Consider the following 16792-nt stretch of genomic DNA (forward strand, 5'->3'; position numbering starts at 1 on the left):
CACCGCGCACCACCGCGCACCGCGCACCACCGCGCACCGCGCACCACCGCGCACCGCGCACCACCGCGCACCGCGCACCACCGCGCACCGCGCACCACCGCGCACCGCGCACTGCCAGCGCGCGATGAGCCCCAGCGCACCGTCGGCCGCCGCGAACCGCCGGGCTCGTGCGACGTCGGGCGGGACGGGCCGCGATACGGCAGGCTGGCACCATGCGCCTGGCCACCTGGAACGTCAACTCGGTGAAGGCCCGCCTGCCCCGGCTCCTGGACTGGCTGGCCGGCACCGGGCCGGACGTGGTCTGCCTCCAGGAGACCAAGTGCCCCGACGGCGCGTTCCCGGTCGCCGAGGTGGGCGAACTCGGCTACACCGTGGCCAGCCACAGCGACGGCCGGTGGAACGGTGTGGCCGTGCTGTCCCGGGTCGGGCTCGCCGACGTCACGGTCGGGTTCCCCGGCGAACCCGGGTTCCCCGAGCCGGAGGCCCGCGCCATCGCGGCCACCTGCGACGGGCTGCGGGTCTGGTCGGTGTACGTGCCGAACGGCCGCGCCCCCGACGATCCGCACTACGCGTACAAGCTGGCCTGGCTGGCGGCGCTGCGGGACGCGCTGGACACGGAACTCACCGGCGGGCCGGCGCTGGCGGTCTGCGGCGACTTCAACGTGGCCCCGACCGACGAGGACGTGTGGGAGCCGGCGCTGTTCGCGACCTCCACCCACGTCACGCCGGCTGAGCGGGCCGCCCTGGCGGCGCTGCGCGACCTGGGCCTCACCGACGTGGTGCCCACCCCGATGAAGGGGCCGCACCCGTACACCTATTGGGACTACCGGGCCGGAATGTTCCACCAGAACAAGGGCATGAGAATCGACCTGGTGTACGCCTCGGCGCCGGTGGCCCGCGCGGTCCGCTCCGCGTACGTGGACCGGGAGGCCCGCAAGGGCAAGGGCCCCTCCGACCACGCGCCGATCGTGGTCGACGTCGACCTCGTACCGACGGTCGAGTCCTTCTGACCTCCCCCGCCCACTCCCGCTGACCTCTCCCGCCGATCTTGCTGCGAAACGGCCCCTGGGGCGGGGCATCGGCGTACCAAGATCTGTTCCGCTCGTCCGGGTCTAGGGTGAAGACATGGCAGTTGTGAAGATCAACGCGATCGACGTCCCGCCCGGTGCCGGCGAGGAGTTGGAGAAGCGGTTCGCCGCCCGCGCCCGCGCCGTGGAGAACTCCCCCGGTTTCCTCGGCTTCGAGCTGCTGCGGCCGGTGGCCGGCGAGAACCGCTACTTCGTGTACACGCGGTGGGAGACCGAGCAGGCGTACCAGGACTGGGCAAACGGTCCCGCCCGCGCCGCCCACGCCGCCCCGCCCGGCGCCGAGCAGCGTCCCCCGGTCGCCTCCGGCGCCACCCTCCTGGAGTTCGAGGTCGTCCAGCAGGTCCCCTGACCGCAGCCGCCCTCTCCCTCGGCGACGGGTGGTCAGGCGGGGCGGGTGCCGGTCAGGCTGGCGAAGGCGATGACGTTGTCGGCGTAGCCGTCCGGGCCACCGAGCCACTGACCGCCGCAGGTGATCAGGCGCAGGGTCGGTGGGCCGTCGTGACCGTAGACGCGGTCGGCCGGCAACTGGTCCTTCGGGAAGTGCTCGACGGAGTTCACGGTGAACACCGCCACCGAACCGTCCTCGCGGCCCACCTCGACCGTGTCGCCCACCCGGAGCTTGGCCAGGTCGTAGAAGACCGACGGGCCGCTCTTGGTGTCCACGTGCCCGACGATCACCGCCGGGCCGGGGTCTCCGGGGACCGGCCCGCGGTCGTACCAGCCGGTCTCCTCGTGTCGGCTCAGCGGCGGCACCCCGATCGTGCCGTCCGGTGCGTCGCCGACTGGCTTCACCGGGGCGGCGACGGCGATCGAGGGCACCGACAGGCTCACCGGTCGGGCCGTGGTCCGCGCCACGGGTGCCGAGGTCGACGCCGCTTCGCCTCCGGTCGCGGCCCAGCCCAGCGGGGAACCGGCGGTACGCCCCAGCCCGGCTCCGGTGGCGAAGACACCGACCAGCACCAGCACCACGGCCAGCGGCATCGACCACGGGCGACGGCCGGAGCGCTCGACGCGTTCCACGCGGCGGGCGCGGACCCGGGCACCAGCGCCGATCGGGGCCCGGCCCTCCACGTCCGGCGGGATCGGCCCGTCCAGGTCGGTGGGGTACGCCCGGCCCAGCGGCGGCGCACCCGGCCCGGGCGGCGGGGTGTCGACGGGTAGGTGTGCCCACGGACGCGGCCCGCGCGGTGTGGCGCTCGGCGGGCGCGATGGACCCGGCGAGGCGGCCACGGGTGGACGAGAGGTGCCCGGGAAGGCGGCTGCGGATGGACGAGAGGTGCCCGGGAAGGCGGCTGCGGGTGGGTGGGGGCCGCGAGGCGGCGGATCGGGCACGAAGAGGTCGGGGCGGGGCGGGCCGCCTACCGGGCGGCCACGCGAGGCACCGGGGACGGGCGACGGGCGACCGGTACGGGGCGTACCACCGGAGCCGGTGGGTCGGGGCGCGCGAGGGGCGGGCACGGCGGACTCACCCGCCCGTGCCGCGCCGCCGGGTGGCGGCGACCCAGACGACCATGCCGGCGACGGTCAGCGCGAGCCCGCCGGGCAGCAGCAGGCCCGAGGCGACGCCACCGGAACCGCCGCCGAAGCCGGTCGCCGGGCCCCGGCTCGGCTTCATCTGGCGTACCACCTGGAGCATCGTGGACGCGCTCTCGCCGCCCCGGCACTCCAGCTTGACCCGGTAGTTGCCGGGGAGCACCCGGTCCTTGACCATGGCCGTCCCGTGGAGCAGGCCGCGTTGCGGCTGCACCGCGACCCGGCCGAAGGCGTCCGAGACGACGATCGCGCCGACCGAGTTGTCCTGGCAGCTCGCCCGGAGGCCGACCAGGTGCCCCGGTTCGACGGTGCTCGGCATGACCTCGACGAAGACGTTCGGACCGGGATGCGGGGCGGCGGCGAGTACGGCCGTCGGATCGGGTTGCGGCGAGGCGGGTACGGCCGTCGGGCCGGATCGCGGAGCGACGGGTACGGCGGCCCGGGCGGGACCGGCCGGCAGCGCCGGTGCGACCAGGACGGCCGCGAGCAGTGGCAGGGCGGCGGCGAGCAGCAACGAGGTGGCGACCGAGGGCGCCCGACGAGTACGGGTCACTGACACGATGCCCCCTCCCGGCGCGCCGGAGCAGTCGCCGGGCGCCGATGCGGACACCCGGTCTGCCGTACGGGATGATGGTCTCACTCCCGGTCGTACCTCACATCCGATCCGGCGCGATGCTCGCGTAGGCTCGGTTCGCTGTGACCTCCACCGACCCGCTTCCCACCGTGTCCGCGCCGCCGCACCCGGCGCGGCCGATCCGCACCTTCCACCCGCGTGGCGGCCGGATGAGCGACCGTCAGACGGCGGCGTTGACGCGCCTGTGGCCGATGTACGCCCTGCGGGTGGCCGACGTCGACCGACTCGACCCGGTCGACCTCTTCGGCCGGCGGGCACCACTGGTGGTCGAGATCGGGTCCGGCATGGGCGACACGACCGCCGAAATGGCCGCCGCCGACCCGGATCGAGACTATCTGGCGGTCGAGGTGCACACGCCGGGAATCGCGAACCTCCTGGACCTCGTGCACCAGCGTGAGCTGGGCAATCTCCGGATCGCCGAGGGTGACGCGCTGGACCTGGTACGCCTGCTGCCGCCCGACTCGCTGGACGCGGTGCACGTGTTCTTCCCGGATCCGTGGCCGAAGTCCCGGCACCACAAGCGGCGACTGATCCAGCCGGCGCACGTGGCGCTGCTGCGGTCCCGGCTGGCGCCGGGCGGCACGCTGCACTGCGCGACCGACTGGGCGGAGTACGCGGCGTCGATGCGGGTGACGCTGGACGCCGACCCAGGCCTGGTCAACCTCTACGACGGGGTCGCGCCCCGACCCGCTCACCGGCCGGTCACCCGGTTCGAGCGGCGGGCGTTGCGGGTGGGACGGCCGATCGCCGACCTGATGTACCGCCGCCGGTGAGGCGCTCGCTCTCGGGTGTAAGCCGGGTGTAAGGAGGGGTCCCCTGCTAACGCCTCGTGCATAGCAGGGGACCCCTTCTAACACCTCAGCCCGACGGCCTGCGGCCCGGCAACGGGGTGCGGCGCGCGCGGCGGGGTGCGGCGCGCGCGGCGGCGGGGGTGCGCCGGGCGGCGGCATCCCCGGTTGGCGTTGGCGGGGCGGGGACAGGCACCATGGACCGGCCATGACACTCACCGCCGCGCTGCCCAAGTCCACCGACCCCGACACCCTCTACGACGCGTTCGCCGGCTGGGCGTCCGAGCGCGGTCTGGACCTCTATCCCCACCAGGAGGAGGCGGTCATCGAGATCGTCTCCGGCGCGAACGTGATCATGAATACGCCGACCGGCTCCGGCAAGAGCCTGGTGGCGATCGCCGCGCACTTCGCCGCGCTCGCCGACAACCGGACGACGTTCTACACCGCGCCGATCAAGGCCCTGGTGTCGGAGAAGTTCTTCGCGCTCTGCGAGGTGTTCGGCGCGGAGAACGTCGGCATGCTCACCGGCGACGCCAGCGTCAACGCCGACGCGCCGATCATCTGCTGCACGGCGGAGATCCTGGCCAACCTGGCGCTGCGCGAGGGCAGCCGCGCCGACGTCGGGCAGGTCGTCATGGACGAGTTCCACTTCTATGCCGAGCCCGACCGGGGCTGGGCCTGGCAGGTGCCGCTGATCGAACTGCCGCAGGCGCAGCTCGTACTGATGTCGGCCACCCTGGGCGACACCACCCGGTTCGTGGACGACCTGACCCGGCGTACCGGTCGGCCGACCGCCGTCGTCCGCTCGGCCGAGCGGCCGGTCCCGCTGATCTTCTCGTACGCGATGACGCCGCTGCACGAAACGCTCGAAGAGTTGCTGCAGACCAAGCAGGCCCCGGTGTACGTCGTGCACTTCACCCAGGCCGCCGCGCTGGAGCGGGCACAGGCGCTGATGAGCGTCAACGTCTGCACCCGCGCCGAGAAGGACATGATCGCCCAGGCCATCGGCGGCTTCCGGTTCACCTCCGGCTTCGGCAAGACGCTGTCCCGCCTGGTCCGCCACGGCATCGGTGTACACCACGCCGGCATGCTGCCCAAGTACCGCCGGCTGGTGGAGACGCTCGCCCAGGCGGGCCTGCTCAAGGTCATCTGCGGTACGGACACCCTCGGCGTCGGCATCAACGTGCCGATCCGCACCGTGCTGTTCACCGGCCTGTCCAAGTACGACGGCGTGCGTACCCGACTGCTCAAGGCGCGCGAGTTCCACCAGATCGCCGGCCGGGCCGGTCGGGCCGGCTTCGACACCCTCGGTCGGGTGGTCGTGCAGGCCCCCGAGCACGTGATCGAGAACGAGAAGGCGCTCGCCAAGGCCGGTGACGACCCGAAGAAGCGGCGCAAGGTGGTCAAGAAGAAGCCGCCGGAGGGCTCCATCGGGTGGGGCCAGCCCACCTTCGACCGCCTGGTGTCCGCCGAGCCGGAGCCGCTGACCTCCAGCTTCCAGGTCAGCCACTCGATGCTGCTCAACGTCATCGGCCGCCCCGGCGACGCGTTCGCCGCGATGCGACACCTGCTCACCGACAACCACGAGGACGCGGCGGCGCAGCGCCGGCACATCCGCCGGGCGATCGCCATCTACCGCGCGCTGCGGGCCGGTGGTGTGGTCGAGGAACTGCCCGAGCCGGACGAGACCGGGCGGCGGGTGCGGCTCACCGTCGACCTGCAACTGGACTTCGCGCTCAACCAGCCGCTGTCGCCCCTGGCGCTGGCCACCATCGAGTTGCTGGACACCGAGTCCCCGTCGTACGCGCTCGACGTGCTGTCGGTGATCGAGTCGATCCTCGACGACCCCCGCCAGGTGCTCTCCGCGCAGCAGTTCAAGGCGCGCGGCGAGGCGGTCGCCGCGATGAAGGCCGAGGGCATCGAGTACGAGGCCCGCCTCGAACTGCTCGACGAGGTGACCTGGCCGAAGCCGTTGGCCGAGCTGCTGGACAACGCGTACGAGATGTACCGGCAGGGGCATCCGTGGGTGGCCGACCACCAGCTCTCCCCCAAGTCGGTCGTCCGGGACATGTACGAGCGGGCGATGACGTTCACCGAGTTCGTGCAGTTCTACGGGCTGTCCCGGTCCGAGGGGCTGGTGCTGCGGTACCTCGCGGACGCGTACAAGACGCTGCGGCAGACGGTGCCCGGGGAGGCCAAGACCGAGGAACTCGTCGACCTGATCGAGTGGCTCGGCGAGTTGGTCCGGCAGGTCGACTCCAGCCTGATCGACGAGTGGGAGCGGCTGCGCAACCCGGGCGACCTGCCCGACGTCGCCGCCGCACTGGACGACCGACCGGCCGCGGTGACCCGCAACGCGCGGGCGTTCCGGGTGCTGGTGCGCAACGCCCTGTTCCGGCGAGTGGAACTGGCGGCGTTGCGACACTGGGACGCCCTCGGCGAACTGGACGCCGAGTTCGGCTGGAACGCCGACGCCTGGGCGGACGCCCTGGAGCCGTACTTCGAGGCGTACCCGGAGATCGGCACCGGGCCGGACGCCCGTGGCCCCGCGTTGCTCATGATCGAGCAGGGTCGCGAGCGCTGGACCGTCCGGCAGATCCTCGACGACCCGGACGGCGACCACGACTGGGGCATCAGCGCCGAGGTCGACCTGGCCGCCTCCGACGAGGCAGGGGCGGCGGTCGTGCGCGTCACCGACGTCGGCCAACTCTAGGCGCACCCCGGCCACTCGACCCGACGGACCACCGGCAGCGCGACGCGCCGAGCGGGCCGGGGCTTCGCCGTGCCTGGGGGCTGTCGGCACAAAATTGGGCGTTACCTGACACTGGGGGCCGACGCTCACATGCCAGCACATAGGCGATACATCCATTCCGGGCAGCGTTCCGCCGACAGCGCCGTCGTGGTGCTCGTGGCGGCGTCGTTCGGCCCGTACGTGGTGTCCGGTGTCCGCACCGAGCAGCTTGCCGTCTGCGCCGTCGCCGTGCTGGCGTTCCTGGCCCGCGCCCGACGCCTGCCGACCACTCCCGGGCCGGTCGTGGCGCTCGCCGCCCTGCTCGTCGCCTATCCGACAGTCGCCGCCGTGGCGTCGATCGGCGACGCCCACCTCCCCACCGGGATGCGCACCGTCGGCTTCTGGGCCGGGCTGGACAACCTGCTCCTGCCGGCGATCGTCCTGGCCGCCGGCTACCTGATCGTCTCGGGCGACGTCGACCGGCTGCGGCTGCTGCGCTTCGCCGCCGGGACGCTCGTCACGATCCTCGCCGCCAACGCGGTCCTGGCGTACGCGATGCTGATGGACCCCGGCGCGTACGACCACATCCTGACCGCCTGGTGGAGTGGCGACACCGGCACGGTGACGACCGCCGAGCGGGCCGCCACGATGGGCCGCTACTCGGGCGTCTTCAACCAGCCCGCCGAGGCCGGTGTCATGTACAGCCTCGGGCTGGTCGCCGCCGTGTTCCTGCTGCGCCGCCGGCCCGTCCCGCTGGCCGTCGCCGGAGTGCTCCTCGCCATCGGCGGCCTCCTCACCGCATCCAAGATCTTCCTGCTGGTCGGGCTGCCGGTGGCGATCTGGCAGACCTGGGCCGGCTCGCCGTGGCGTACCCGCGTCGGCGCCGCCCTGGCCGTCAGCGGCGTGCTGGCCGTCTTCGACCATCAGGCGCGGCGGCCCGACTCGCCGATCGGCGGCATGCTCCTCGACGCCTGGCTCACCCCCGGCGAACAGTCCGGCAGCCTCCTGTCGCTGTACTCGGCCCGCCGCTTCGGCGAGAACTCGACGCTCGCCGACGCGGCCGGGATCGTGTTCACCCACTCGCCGTGGACCGGCTTCGGCATGGACGGGCTGCGGGTCGCGTACGACTCGGCGTGGGTGGAGGCGTTGGTGATGGCCGGCGTCCTCGGCGTGGTGGCGCAGACCGCGATCCTGACCATGCTGGTCGTGCTCTGGTGGCGGTCCCGCCGCCGGACCGACCGCGCCGTGGTGCGGTTCGGCGCCGGGCTGCTGGTCGTGGTGGTCGGCGGTTCGCTGGGACTGCCCACCACCACGGTCAACCGGGTGGCGACGGTGGTGTGGCTGCTGGTGGCGCTGCTGCTCGTGACACGGCCGTCCGTCCCGGCAGTGACGGTGGCGGATCCGCACCGGACCCCGCCCATCACGCGGCGACTGGTGCCCCCACCCCGCCGGCCGACGACGCCGATCCGCGCGCTGGTCCCGCTCGGAGCGGCGTCCCGAGAATGGTCGGCACGTCGGCGTCAGCGCGGTCCGATCAGCCCCTTATCTCCCCTGGGCGATGCCAGACCCGTCGATTAGAATGTGTGTACTAATCGAGTTCCTGACCTGGGAGGATGCTCGTGACCGCGCCCACCTCCGCCCCCCTCACGCCGTACGCCACCCTTCTCGGCTTCACCCGGTACGTCGGCCGCACCGGGCCCACCAAGGCCAGCTTCGTCGGCGGACTGCGTCGGCAGCGGGCCAGCCGCTCCGGGTTCAACCCGCACGGCCAGTTCGTCAAGGCACTCAAGGCCGACATCGCCTTCCACACCGGCGGCACCCACCTGACGCAGGTGGTCGACGTGGTCAAGCCCCGCTGGCGACCGCTCTACCAGACCCTGGTGCCCGGCGCGACCACCTGGCTGCACTCGCTCGGCGAGCCGGCCACCGTCGACCTGGCGCAGACCCGCGACGCCCTGGCCATGCTCGGCGACCTCCCTATCAAGATCAACCCACACTTCGGCATCCGGTACGCCGACGGCCGCGCCGAGGCGGTCCGCCTGCACTTCGACGAGGCGCCACCCAGCGAGGAGGCCACCCTGGCCGCCCTGCACCTGACCGCCCGTCACATGGACGCCGTCCTGCCGCACGCCGAGCCGGTCCTGGTCGACGTACGGCGCGGCACCACCCACCGGATGCCCGACAACGCCAAGCCCCAGGAGATCGAACGCTGGCTGGCCGGCGAGGCCGCCGCCTTCCGCGCCATCTGGTCCGCCGCCGCCTGACGCCTCTCTCCCCCGCACGACCGCACGTTCACACGACCGCACGACCGCACGTCCGCACGTCCGCACGTCCGCACGTCCGCACGTCCGCAACCGATCATCCCGTTGTCGGTCGGCTCTCCGTTTCCCTCCGGGCTCATCGGCTCTCCGTTTCCTTCCGGACTTGGTGGTGGTCCGGCGCCAGCCGGTGCCGGACCACCCACCCGCTGAGTCGGGTGACCCGGCTGCCACGGCCCACCCGGATTCAGCTCGGCGTCGATCGGGCCCGACGGCGACGCGGTGGCCGCCGGCAGATCCCCTGGCGGCCGAGGGCACCTGGCTATCCGGCCGGCGTTGATCGGGCCCGACGGCGACGCGGTGGCCGCCGGCAGATCCCCTGGCGGCCGAGGGCACCTGGCTGCCCGGTCGGCGTTGATCGGGCCCGACGGCGGCGCGCTGGCCGCCGGCAGATCACCTGGCGGCCGAGGGCACCTGGCTGTCCGGCAGGCCCCCGGCTGTCGAGGGAGCGCACCGGGCTGTCGAGGCAGGGCACCGGGCTGTCAGCAATTCCCTGGCCGCCGAGCGCACCGGGCTGTCGGTCCCACCACGTTGCTCCGACGTCGGATCCCGTTGTCCACAGGCCTGGACTGTCGGCGGGCGACGGTTGTCCACAAGGGCAGCGGAGAAGCAGCGCGCTCGTCCAGGGTGGGCCCATGCCGGTATCTCCCAGACGGCCCCCGGAACTACGCGGGCGCTTCTTCCGAGGCTCCGAGGTGGTGGCCCGTGGGTTACTCACCCGTACCCAGCTGCGCAGCAAAGCCTGGCGACGGCTCTTCCGGGACGTCTACGTCGACGCCCAACTCGCGGTGACGCACCGTACCCGCTGTCGCGCGGCGCGGCTGGTGCTCCCACCCGGCGCGGCGGTCGCGGGCCGCAGTGCCGCCGCGTTGTTCGGCGTCGGCGAGGTCCGCGTCGACGAGCCGATAGACGTCCTGGTCCCCACCGCCCTGCGACTCGGGCCGGTGGCGGGTCTGACCGTGCACCGCGCCGACGTGACCGTGGACGAGATCGGCTCGCACGCCAGCATTCCGGTCACCACCCCCCGACGCACCTGCTGGGACCTCGCCCAGTGGCACCCCCTCGAAGACGCGGTCGCGGTGGTCGACCGGCTGGCCTCCGCAGGTGTCGTCCGACTCGACGACGTGGCGGACCTGGCCCGCGCCCGCCTCGGTATCCGTGGCGGGAAACGACTGCTGCGGGTGATCAAGTTCGCCGACCCCGGGGCCGAGTCGATGCCCGAGTCACGCCTTCGGGTCCGCATCGTGCAGGCCGGACTGCCGAGACCCGTCACCCAGTTCGTCGTGGAGCGTGCGGGCAGGTTCATCGCCCGGGTCGACCTCGCCTGGCCCGAGCATCGGGTGGCCGTCGAGTACGACGGACTCTGGCACCACGACCCGGAGCAGTTCCACCGCGACCGACGCCGCCTCAACCGCCTGCTCGGCACCGACTGGCTGGTACTCCACGTCACCGCCAAGCGTCTCCGCGACGATGTCGACGGCTTCCTCGTCGAACTCCGCCACGCACTGGCCACCCGCCGCCCCTGACCCGCCGCCTTTGACCGGCCGCCGCCCTTGCCCGTCGCCACCCCTGACCCGCCGTCTCTGACCGGCCGCCACCCCTGCCCGCCGCCACCCCTCACCCGCCGCCTACGACCACCGGTCACCCCTAACCCGCCGCGTCTGACCACCGGTCACCCCTGACCGACCGCCACCCCTGACCGACCGCTGCCGCTGACCGACCGCTGTCCCCGACCGCCGCTGCCCTTGACCGACCGTCATCCCTGACCGCCCGCCGTCCCCGACCGACCGCAGCCCCAGACCGCCCGCCGTCCCCGACCGACCGCAGCCCCAGACCGCCCGCCTTCTCCAGCCGAGAAGGTGGGCCACCCGCCGCCAGCCTCGACCCTCCTGCCGAGGCAGCCCGGCCTGGCCTGCGGCGCGATCGAGTGCCCGCGCACCGACACGGCACGAGGCAAGATCCGCGCAACTTCATTGATGTTGCTGACTCAGACACCCCTGGAGGCAGCAGTATCAATGAAGTGGCGCGGATCATGAGGACGCGCACTGCGCGAGGCCAGGTTGGTTACTCGGGCGTGGTGGGTGGATCGGTTACCTGGTTCACCTGGGGGTCCTCAACCGTGCCGGTGATCACCCGGAGCGCCGGGAAATGATCGGCCAGCAGCCGTCGGCACGGGTCGCAGGGGGTTACCAGGCTCCGACCGCGATCGCCCACGGTGACGATCGTCTCCAGTTCGCCCGCGTGCTGGGTCGCCGCGGTGCCGACCACGACCACCTCGGCGCAGGCACCCCCGGTGGGGTGTACGACGTTCACGCCGGAGACTATCCGCCCGTCGACGGTGCGGGCCGCCGCCGCAAGGGTGTGGGCGGCGCTGCGACAGCGCAGCTTGGCCACGGCGCTGGCGGCCTGCACCAGCGCCCGGTCGGTGTCACGCATCGTCATCGGCGTTCCCGTGCTCGCTCCGGCTCGGCGGTCAACGATAGACCGCCGCTCTGCTTACGCCCACGCGGTGCAGGCACGCACGACACACGAGACAGGCACGCGCACGGCGCAGGCGCGCACGACGCAGGCGCGCACGACGCAGGCGCGCACGACGCAGGCGCGCACAGTGTTAGGAAGGGACCCTTCCTATACCTGAGGCGTTAGCAGGGGACCCTTCCTTACATCCGTTCCCCTGGGTCGGCAGGGTAACCAGGAGGCGGGTCGGCGACTCGCTGCCTATCCTTGGCCACGACATGCAGAATCCAGCCACCACCGCCGCGACCGATCCGGTTCGCGAGGTGCACCGTCGTCTCTCCCCGTTGATGTTCCGCGACCAGCGTCGGCTGCGTCGGCGGCTGGACGGGTTGCGGAAGGTACACGATCCGCAGCGGCGGGAGGCGGCGCTCGCCGAGATCGTGGTCGAGGTGGCCGAGGCGGAGGCGCGGCTGGCGGCCCGGCGGGCGGCGGTGCCGACGGTGACGTACCCGGCGCAGTTGCCGGTCAGCGAGCGCGCGGCCGACATCGCGGCGGCGATCCGGGACCACCAGGTGGTGATCGTGGCCGGCGAGACCGGCTCGGGCAAGACCACCCAGTTGCCGAAGATCTGCCTGGAGTTGGGCCGTGGGGTGCACGGGCTGATCGGGCACACCCAGCCGAGGCGGTTGGCGGCGCGTACGGTGGCGGACCGGATCGCCGAGGAGTTGGGCACGCAGCTCGGTGACGTGGTCGGCTACAAGGTGCGTTTCACCGATCAGGTGGGCGAGAACAGCCTGGTCAAGCTGATGACCGACGGCATTCTGCTGGCCGAGTTGCAGACCGACCGGATGCTGCGCCAGTACGACACGTTGATCATCGACGAGGCGCACGAACGCAGCCTCAACATCGACTTCATCCTCGGCTACCTCCGGCAGCTCCTGCCCCGCCGCCCCGACCTGAAGGTGATCATCACCTCGGCGACCATCGAGACCGACCGGTTCGCCCGGCACTTCGCCGGCCCACCCACCGCCGAGCACCCGGACGGGGTGCCGGCGCCGGTGGTCGAGGTGTCCGGCCGGACGTACCCGGTCGAGGTGCGGTACAGGCCGCTGATCGAGGTCGACGAGGACGCCGACGACACGGACGAGGAGAACGTCCGCGACCAGGTCCAGGCCATCGGTGACGCGGTGCAGGAGCTGGCCGCCGAGGGGCCCGGCGACGTCCTGGTGTTCCTTAGCGGCGAGCGAGAGATCCGGGACACCGCCGACGCGCTGGGCAAGCTCGTCGAGCACCGGCCGGCGCTGCGCCACACCGAGATCCTGCCGCTGTACGCCCGGCTCAGCGTCGCCGAGCAGCACCGCGTGTTCGCCCCGCACGGTGGGCGTCGGGTGGTGCTGGCCACCAACGTGGCGGAGACCTCGCTGACCGTCCCGGGCATCAAGTACGTGGTGGATCCGGGGGCCGCGCGGATCTCCCGCTACTCGCAGCGGCTCAAGGTGCAGCGGCTGCCGATCGAGCCGGTCTCGCAGGCCAGCGCCAACCAGCGCAAGGGTCGCTGTGGGCGTACCTCGGACGGTATCTGCATCCGGCTCTACGACGAGCAGGACTTCCTGGCCCGGCCCGAGTTCACCGACCCGGAGATCCTGCGGACCAACCTGGCCTCGGTCATCCTCCAGATGACCGCCATCGGGCTTGGCGACATCGCCGCGTTCCCGTTCATCGATCCGCCGGACCGGCGCAACATCGCCGACGGCGTCAACCTGCTGCACGAGTTGGGTGCCCTCGACCCGACGGAGACCGACCCGGCCCGGCGGCTGACCTCGCTCGGGCGGCGTCTCGCCCAACTTCCCGTCGACCCCCGGCTGGCGCGGATGGTGTTGGAGGGCGAGCGCAACGGGTGTGCCGTCGAGGTGATGGTGATCGCCGCCGCGCTGTCGATCCAGGATCCGCGGGAGCGGCCCGCCGACCGGCAGGCCCAGGCGGACCAGGCACACGCCCGGTTCGCGGACAAGGAGTCGGACTTCGTCGCGTACCTCAATCTCTGGCGTCACCTGCGCGAGCAGCAACGGGCCTTGTCGTCCAGTGCGTTCCGCCGGATGTGCAAGGCCGAGTACCTCAACTACCTGCGGGTACGCGAGTGGCAGGACATCGTCAGCCAGTTGCGCCAGGTGTTGCGTACGCCGAACGCGGACCTGCCGGAGGAGATCGACACGCCCCGGGTGCACCAGTCGCTGCTGCCCGGCCTGCTGTCCCACGTCGGTCTGAAGGACGCCCAGAAGCACGAGTACCTGGGTGCCCGGGGAGCCAAGTTCGGGCTGTTCCCGGGATCGGCGTTGTTCCGCAAGCCGCCGCGCTGGGTGATGGCGGCCGAGCTGGTGGAGACGTCCCGGCTGTGGGGGCGGGTGAACGGGCGGATCGAACCGGAGTGGGTCGAGCCGCTCGCCCAGCACCTGGTGAAGCGCAGCTACAGCGAGCCGCACTGGGAGAAGAAGCAGGCGGCGGTGATGGCGTACGAGAAGGTGACGCTCTACGGCGTACCGCTGGTCACGTCTCGGAAGATCACCTTCGGCCGGATCGACCCGGCGCTGAGCCGGGAGCTGTTCATCCGGCACGCGCTGGTCGAGGGCGACTGGTCCACCCACCACCAGTTCTGGCGGGACAACCAGCGGCTGCTGGCCGAGGTGGAGGAGTTGGAGAACCGGGCCCGGCGGCGGGACATCCTGGTCGACGACGAGACGATCTTCCAGTTCTACGACGAGCGGATTCCCGCCGACGTGGTCTCCGGGCGGCACTTCGACAGTTGGTGGAAGACGGCCCGCCGGGAGCGGCCCGATCTGCTCACGTTCACCCGGGAGCTACTGGTCAACGCCGGTCGGGGCGGGGTGGACGAGGCCGACTTCCCGGACTCGTGGAGTGCCGACGGGGTCAGCCTGCCGGTGACGTACACCTTCGAGCCGGGCACCCCGACCGACGGGGTGACGGTGGACATCCCGTTGCCGCTGCTCAACCAGGTGCCGGCGGAGAGCTTCGACTGGCAGGTGCCGGGGCTGCGCGAGGAGTTGGTGATCGCGCTGATCCGGTCGCTGCCGAAGCCGGTACGCCGCAACTTCGTGCCGGTGCCGGACTACGCCCGCGCCGCGCTGGCCGCGATCACCCCCGGCGAGGAGCCGCTGCTGGACGCGCTGACCCGGCAGTTGCGCCGGATGACCGGGGTGACGGTCCCCCGCGACGCCTGGGACCTGAGCCGGCTGCCGGCACACCTGCGGGTCACCTTCCGGGTGCTCGGCGACGACGACAAGCCGGTCGCCGAAGGCAAGGACCTGCCGGACCTGCAACGCCGACTCAAGGCGGAGGTACGCCAGGTGGTGGCCGCCGCCGCGCCGGACGTGGCGCGTACCGGGCTGACCGGCTGGGAGATCGGCACCCTGCCGGGCACCATCGAGCAGGTCCGGGCCGGGTACGCGGTGACCGCGTACCCGGCGCTGGTGGACGAGGGCGCCACGGTGGGCGTACGCGTCTTCGACTCGGCCGGTGAGCAGGAGGCCGCGCACTGGGCCGGCACCCGGCGGCTGCTGCGGTTGACCGTGCCGTCACCGGCGAAGTTCCTCCAGGGGCGGCTCTCCAACGAGGCGAAGCTGTCGCTGTCCCGCAACCCGCACGGCGGGGTGCAGGCGTTGATCGAGGACGCGGCCGGGGCGGCGATCGACAAGCTGGTCGGCGACGCCGGTGGACCGGCCTGGGACGCCGAGGGTTTCGCCGCGCTGCGGGACACCGTGCGGGCCGGGCTGGTGGACACGGTGGTGGAGGTGATGGACCGGGTCCGGGCGGTGCTCGGCGCGGCGTACGCGGTGCAGCAGCGGCTCGGCGCGACCCGGAACCTGGCCGTGGTGGCCGCCCTGGCCGACATCCGCGCCCAGCTCACCCGGTTGGTGTACGCCGGTTTCATCACCGAGGCCGGGTACGCCCGCCTGCCCGACCTGCTGCGTTACCTGACCGCGATCGAGCGGCGGATGGACCGGTTGGCGGCCAACCCACAGCGCGACAAGCAGCAGCAGGACCGGGTCGCCGTGGTGCAGCGGGAGTACGACGAGATGGTCGCGGCGCTGCCGGCGGCCCGACGGAACTCGGCCGCGGTGCGGCAGATCCGCTGGATGATCGAGGAGCTGCGGGTGAACGTCTTCGCCCAAGCGCTGGGCACCCCGTACCCGGTCTCCGAGCAGCGTATCTATCGCGCCATGGACGACGCGGAGAGCGGCTAGGCCAGCGGTTCCACGCCGGGCGGGAGCTGCGCGTCGGCGGTGGCGGTGTGCACGTACTCCAGCAGGATGCGGCGGAGTTCGCGGCCGGCGTGGGTGGGCACCACGTCGCGGCGGCGGGCCACCGCGATGGTGCGGCGGACCCCGGGGGGCGCCAGCCGGGTGACCCGGATGCCGGGTCGCCGGGCCACCACGATGCCGGGTACGAGGGCGACGCCCAGCCCGGCCTCGACGAAGCTGAGGACGGCGTCCATCTCGCCGCCGTCGACGGAGAGCGTCGGCTCGAACCCGGCGGCGCGGCACGCCTGGAGGGTGGCGTCGCGCAGGTCGTAGCCTTCGCGGAACATCACCAGCGGTTGGTCGCGCAGGTCGGTGATGCGCAGGTCGCCGCTGGCCGAGGCGGTCGGCAGCGGGTCGACGGAGGCGACCACCAGGCTCTCCCGCAGGATCGGGTCGGCGCGCAGCCCGGGGTCGGTGCCCTGGGCCGGCATGATGATCAACGCCAGGTCGAGGTCGCCGCGGAGCAGGTCCCGGACCAGGTCCTGCGAGCCACCCTCCTCGACCCGCAGGTCGATGGTGGGGTGCGCGTCGCGGAACAGCCGCAGCACCGGCGGGGCCAGCGAGGTGGCCAGGCTGGGGGTGGCGCCGAGGCGTACCCGGCCGCGCCGCAGGCCGACCAGTTCCTGCACCTCGCGGGTGGCCGTGTCGACGTCGGCCAGGATGCGCTTGGCCAGCGGCAGCAGCACCTCCCCGGCGGCGGTGAGCGTGATGTTCCCCCTTACCCGCTCGAACAACGGGGCACCGAGGCTGTCCTCCAGGGCGTGAATTTGCTTACTCAACGAGGGCTGAGTTATGCCGACGATGTCGGCTGCCTGGGTGAAATGTCGTACTTCTGCCACCGCTACGAAGTACTTCAGCTGATGGAGCTGCATCTACATAGCTTATGGCTATCAAGACTGCGGTGTCGATGCATTGGACGACTGATCA

At 72.3% G+C, this 16792-nt stretch carries 12 protein-coding genes and 1 pseudogene; 8 read left to right on the top strand and 5 right to left on the bottom strand.

Features of this window, described 5'->3' with window-relative positions; genetic code table 11:
- Positions 1-212 precede the first annotated feature (212 nt).
- Together ABT008_RS09775 and ABT008_RS09780 are read left to right on the top strand one after the other, a co-directional pair.
- Entirely contained in the window at positions 213-1010 is a 798-nt protein-coding gene (locus ABT008_RS09775) for an exodeoxyribonuclease III (RefSeq protein ID WP_350695197.1), read from the top strand.
- Positions 1011-1125: 115 nt separating this feature from the next.
- Positions 1126-1437, top strand: coding sequence for an antibiotic biosynthesis monooxygenase family protein (locus ABT008_RS09780; RefSeq protein WP_350695198.1), 312 nt, complete (start codon positions 1126-1128; stop codon positions 1435-1437).
- A 32-nt stretch (positions 1438-1469) separates the two neighbouring features.
- On the opposite strand, the gene ABT008_RS09785 is transcribed toward ABT008_RS09780, so the two are convergent.
- Together ABT008_RS09785 and ABT008_RS09790 are read right to left on the bottom strand one after the other, a co-directional pair.
- The gene (locus ABT008_RS09785) at positions 1470-2069 is read right to left on the bottom strand and encodes a class F sortase (RefSeq protein ID WP_350695596.1); all 600 of its coding nucleotides are present in this window, start codon (positions 2067-2069) and stop codon (positions 1470-1472) included.
- Between the two features lie 484 nt (positions 2070-2553).
- Positions 2554-3183, bottom strand: coding sequence for a hypothetical protein (locus ABT008_RS09790; protein ID WP_502890395.1), 630 nt, complete (start codon positions 3181-3183; stop codon positions 2554-2556).
- Positions 3184-3317: 134 nt separating this feature from the next.
- Between ABT008_RS09790 and trmB the strand changes: the two genes are divergently transcribed.
- The 5 genes from trmB to ABT008_RS09815 all read left to right on the top strand — a co-directional run bounded on the left by trmB (position 3318) and on the right by ABT008_RS09815 (position 10618).
- Positions 3318-4028 (top strand): tRNA (guanosine(46)-N7)-methyltransferase TrmB, encoded by a 711-nt coding sequence (gene trmB / locus ABT008_RS09795; RefSeq protein ID WP_502890382.1) that lies wholly within the window; start codon positions 3318-3320, stop codon positions 4026-4028.
- 223 nt (positions 4029-4251) lie between these two features.
- Complete coding sequence (locus tag ABT008_RS09800) at positions 4252-6756, top strand: DEAD/DEAH box helicase (RefSeq protein WP_350695200.1); 2505 nt, start codon at positions 4252-4254, stop codon at positions 6754-6756.
- Positions 6757-6885: 129 nt separating this feature from the next.
- Entirely contained in the window at positions 6886-8352 is a 1467-nt protein-coding gene (locus ABT008_RS09805; protein WP_350695201.1) for an O-antigen ligase family protein, read from the top strand.
- 41 nt (positions 8353-8393) lie between these two features.
- Positions 8394-9038, top strand: a complete 645-nt coding sequence (locus tag ABT008_RS09810; protein WP_350695203.1) for a hypothetical protein — start codon at positions 8394-8396, stop codon at positions 9036-9038.
- Between the two features lie 689 nt (positions 9039-9727).
- Positions 9728-10618 carry a putative endonuclease domain-containing protein gene (locus ABT008_RS09815; protein ID WP_350695205.1) on the top strand — a complete coding sequence of 297 codons (891 nt, stop codon included), beginning with the start codon at positions 9728-9730 and terminating at the stop codon, positions 10616-10618.
- A 538-nt stretch (positions 10619-11156) separates the two neighbouring features.
- Here ABT008_RS09815 and ABT008_RS09820 read toward each other — a convergent pair.
- Entirely contained in the window at positions 11157-11534 is a 378-nt protein-coding gene (locus ABT008_RS09820; protein ID WP_350695207.1) for a cytidine/deoxycytidylate deaminase family protein, read from the bottom strand.
- Positions 11535-11565: 31 nt separating this feature from the next.
- A pseudogene (locus ABT008_RS09825) lies at positions 11566-11694 on the bottom strand (hypothetical protein); the annotation flags it as partial.
- 133 nt (positions 11695-11827) lie between these two features.
- Between ABT008_RS09825 and hrpA the strand changes: the two are divergent.
- Entirely contained in the window at positions 11828-15808 is a 3981-nt protein-coding gene (gene hrpA / locus ABT008_RS09830; RefSeq protein WP_350695209.1) for an ATP-dependent RNA helicase HrpA, read from the top strand.
- Here the strand turns inward: hrpA and ABT008_RS09835 are convergent.
- Positions 15805-16737, bottom strand: a complete 933-nt coding sequence (locus ABT008_RS09835) for a LysR family transcriptional regulator (RefSeq protein WP_350695211.1) — start codon at positions 16735-16737, stop codon at positions 15805-15807. The two genes, hrpA and ABT008_RS09835, sit on opposite strands and share 4 nt — an antisense overlap.
- Positions 16738-16792: the final 55 nt, after the last annotated feature.

Origin of the sequence: Micromonospora sp. NPDC002389 (assembly GCF_040296095.1) — a bacterium.
Classification (GTDB): Bacteria; Actinomycetota; Actinomycetes; order Mycobacteriales; family Micromonosporaceae; genus Micromonospora.

Coding starts and splice junctions, on each gene's coding strand:
- ABT008_RS09775 (WP_350695197.1), top strand. CDS start 213: ATGCGCCTGGCCACCTGGAACGTCAACTCGGTGAAGGCCCGCCTGCCC.
- ABT008_RS09780 (WP_350695198.1), top strand. CDS start 1,126: ATGGCAGTTGTGAAGATCAACGCGATCGACGTCCCGCCCGGTGCCGGC.
- ABT008_RS09785 (WP_350695596.1), bottom strand. CDS start 2,069: ATGCCGCTGGCCGTGGTGCTGGTGCTGGTCGGTGTCTTCGCCACCGGA.
- ABT008_RS09800 (WP_350695200.1), top strand. CDS start 4,252: ATGACACTCACCGCCGCGCTGCCCAAGTCCACCGACCCCGACACCCTC.
- ABT008_RS09805 (WP_350695201.1), top strand. CDS start 6,886: ATGCCAGCACATAGGCGATACATCCATTCCGGGCAGCGTTCCGCCGAC.
- ABT008_RS09815 (WP_350695205.1), top strand. CDS start 9,728: ATGCCGGTATCTCCCAGACGGCCCCCGGAACTACGCGGGCGCTTCTTC.
- ABT008_RS09820 (WP_350695207.1), bottom strand. CDS start 11,534: ATGACGATGCGTGACACCGACCGGGCGCTGGTGCAGGCCGCCAGCGCC.
- hrpA (WP_350695209.1), top strand. CDS start 11,828: ATGCAGAATCCAGCCACCACCGCCGCGACCGATCCGGTTCGCGAGGTG.
- ABT008_RS09835 (WP_350695211.1), bottom strand. CDS start 16,737: ATGCAGCTCCATCAGCTGAAGTACTTCGTAGCGGTGGCAGAAGTACGA.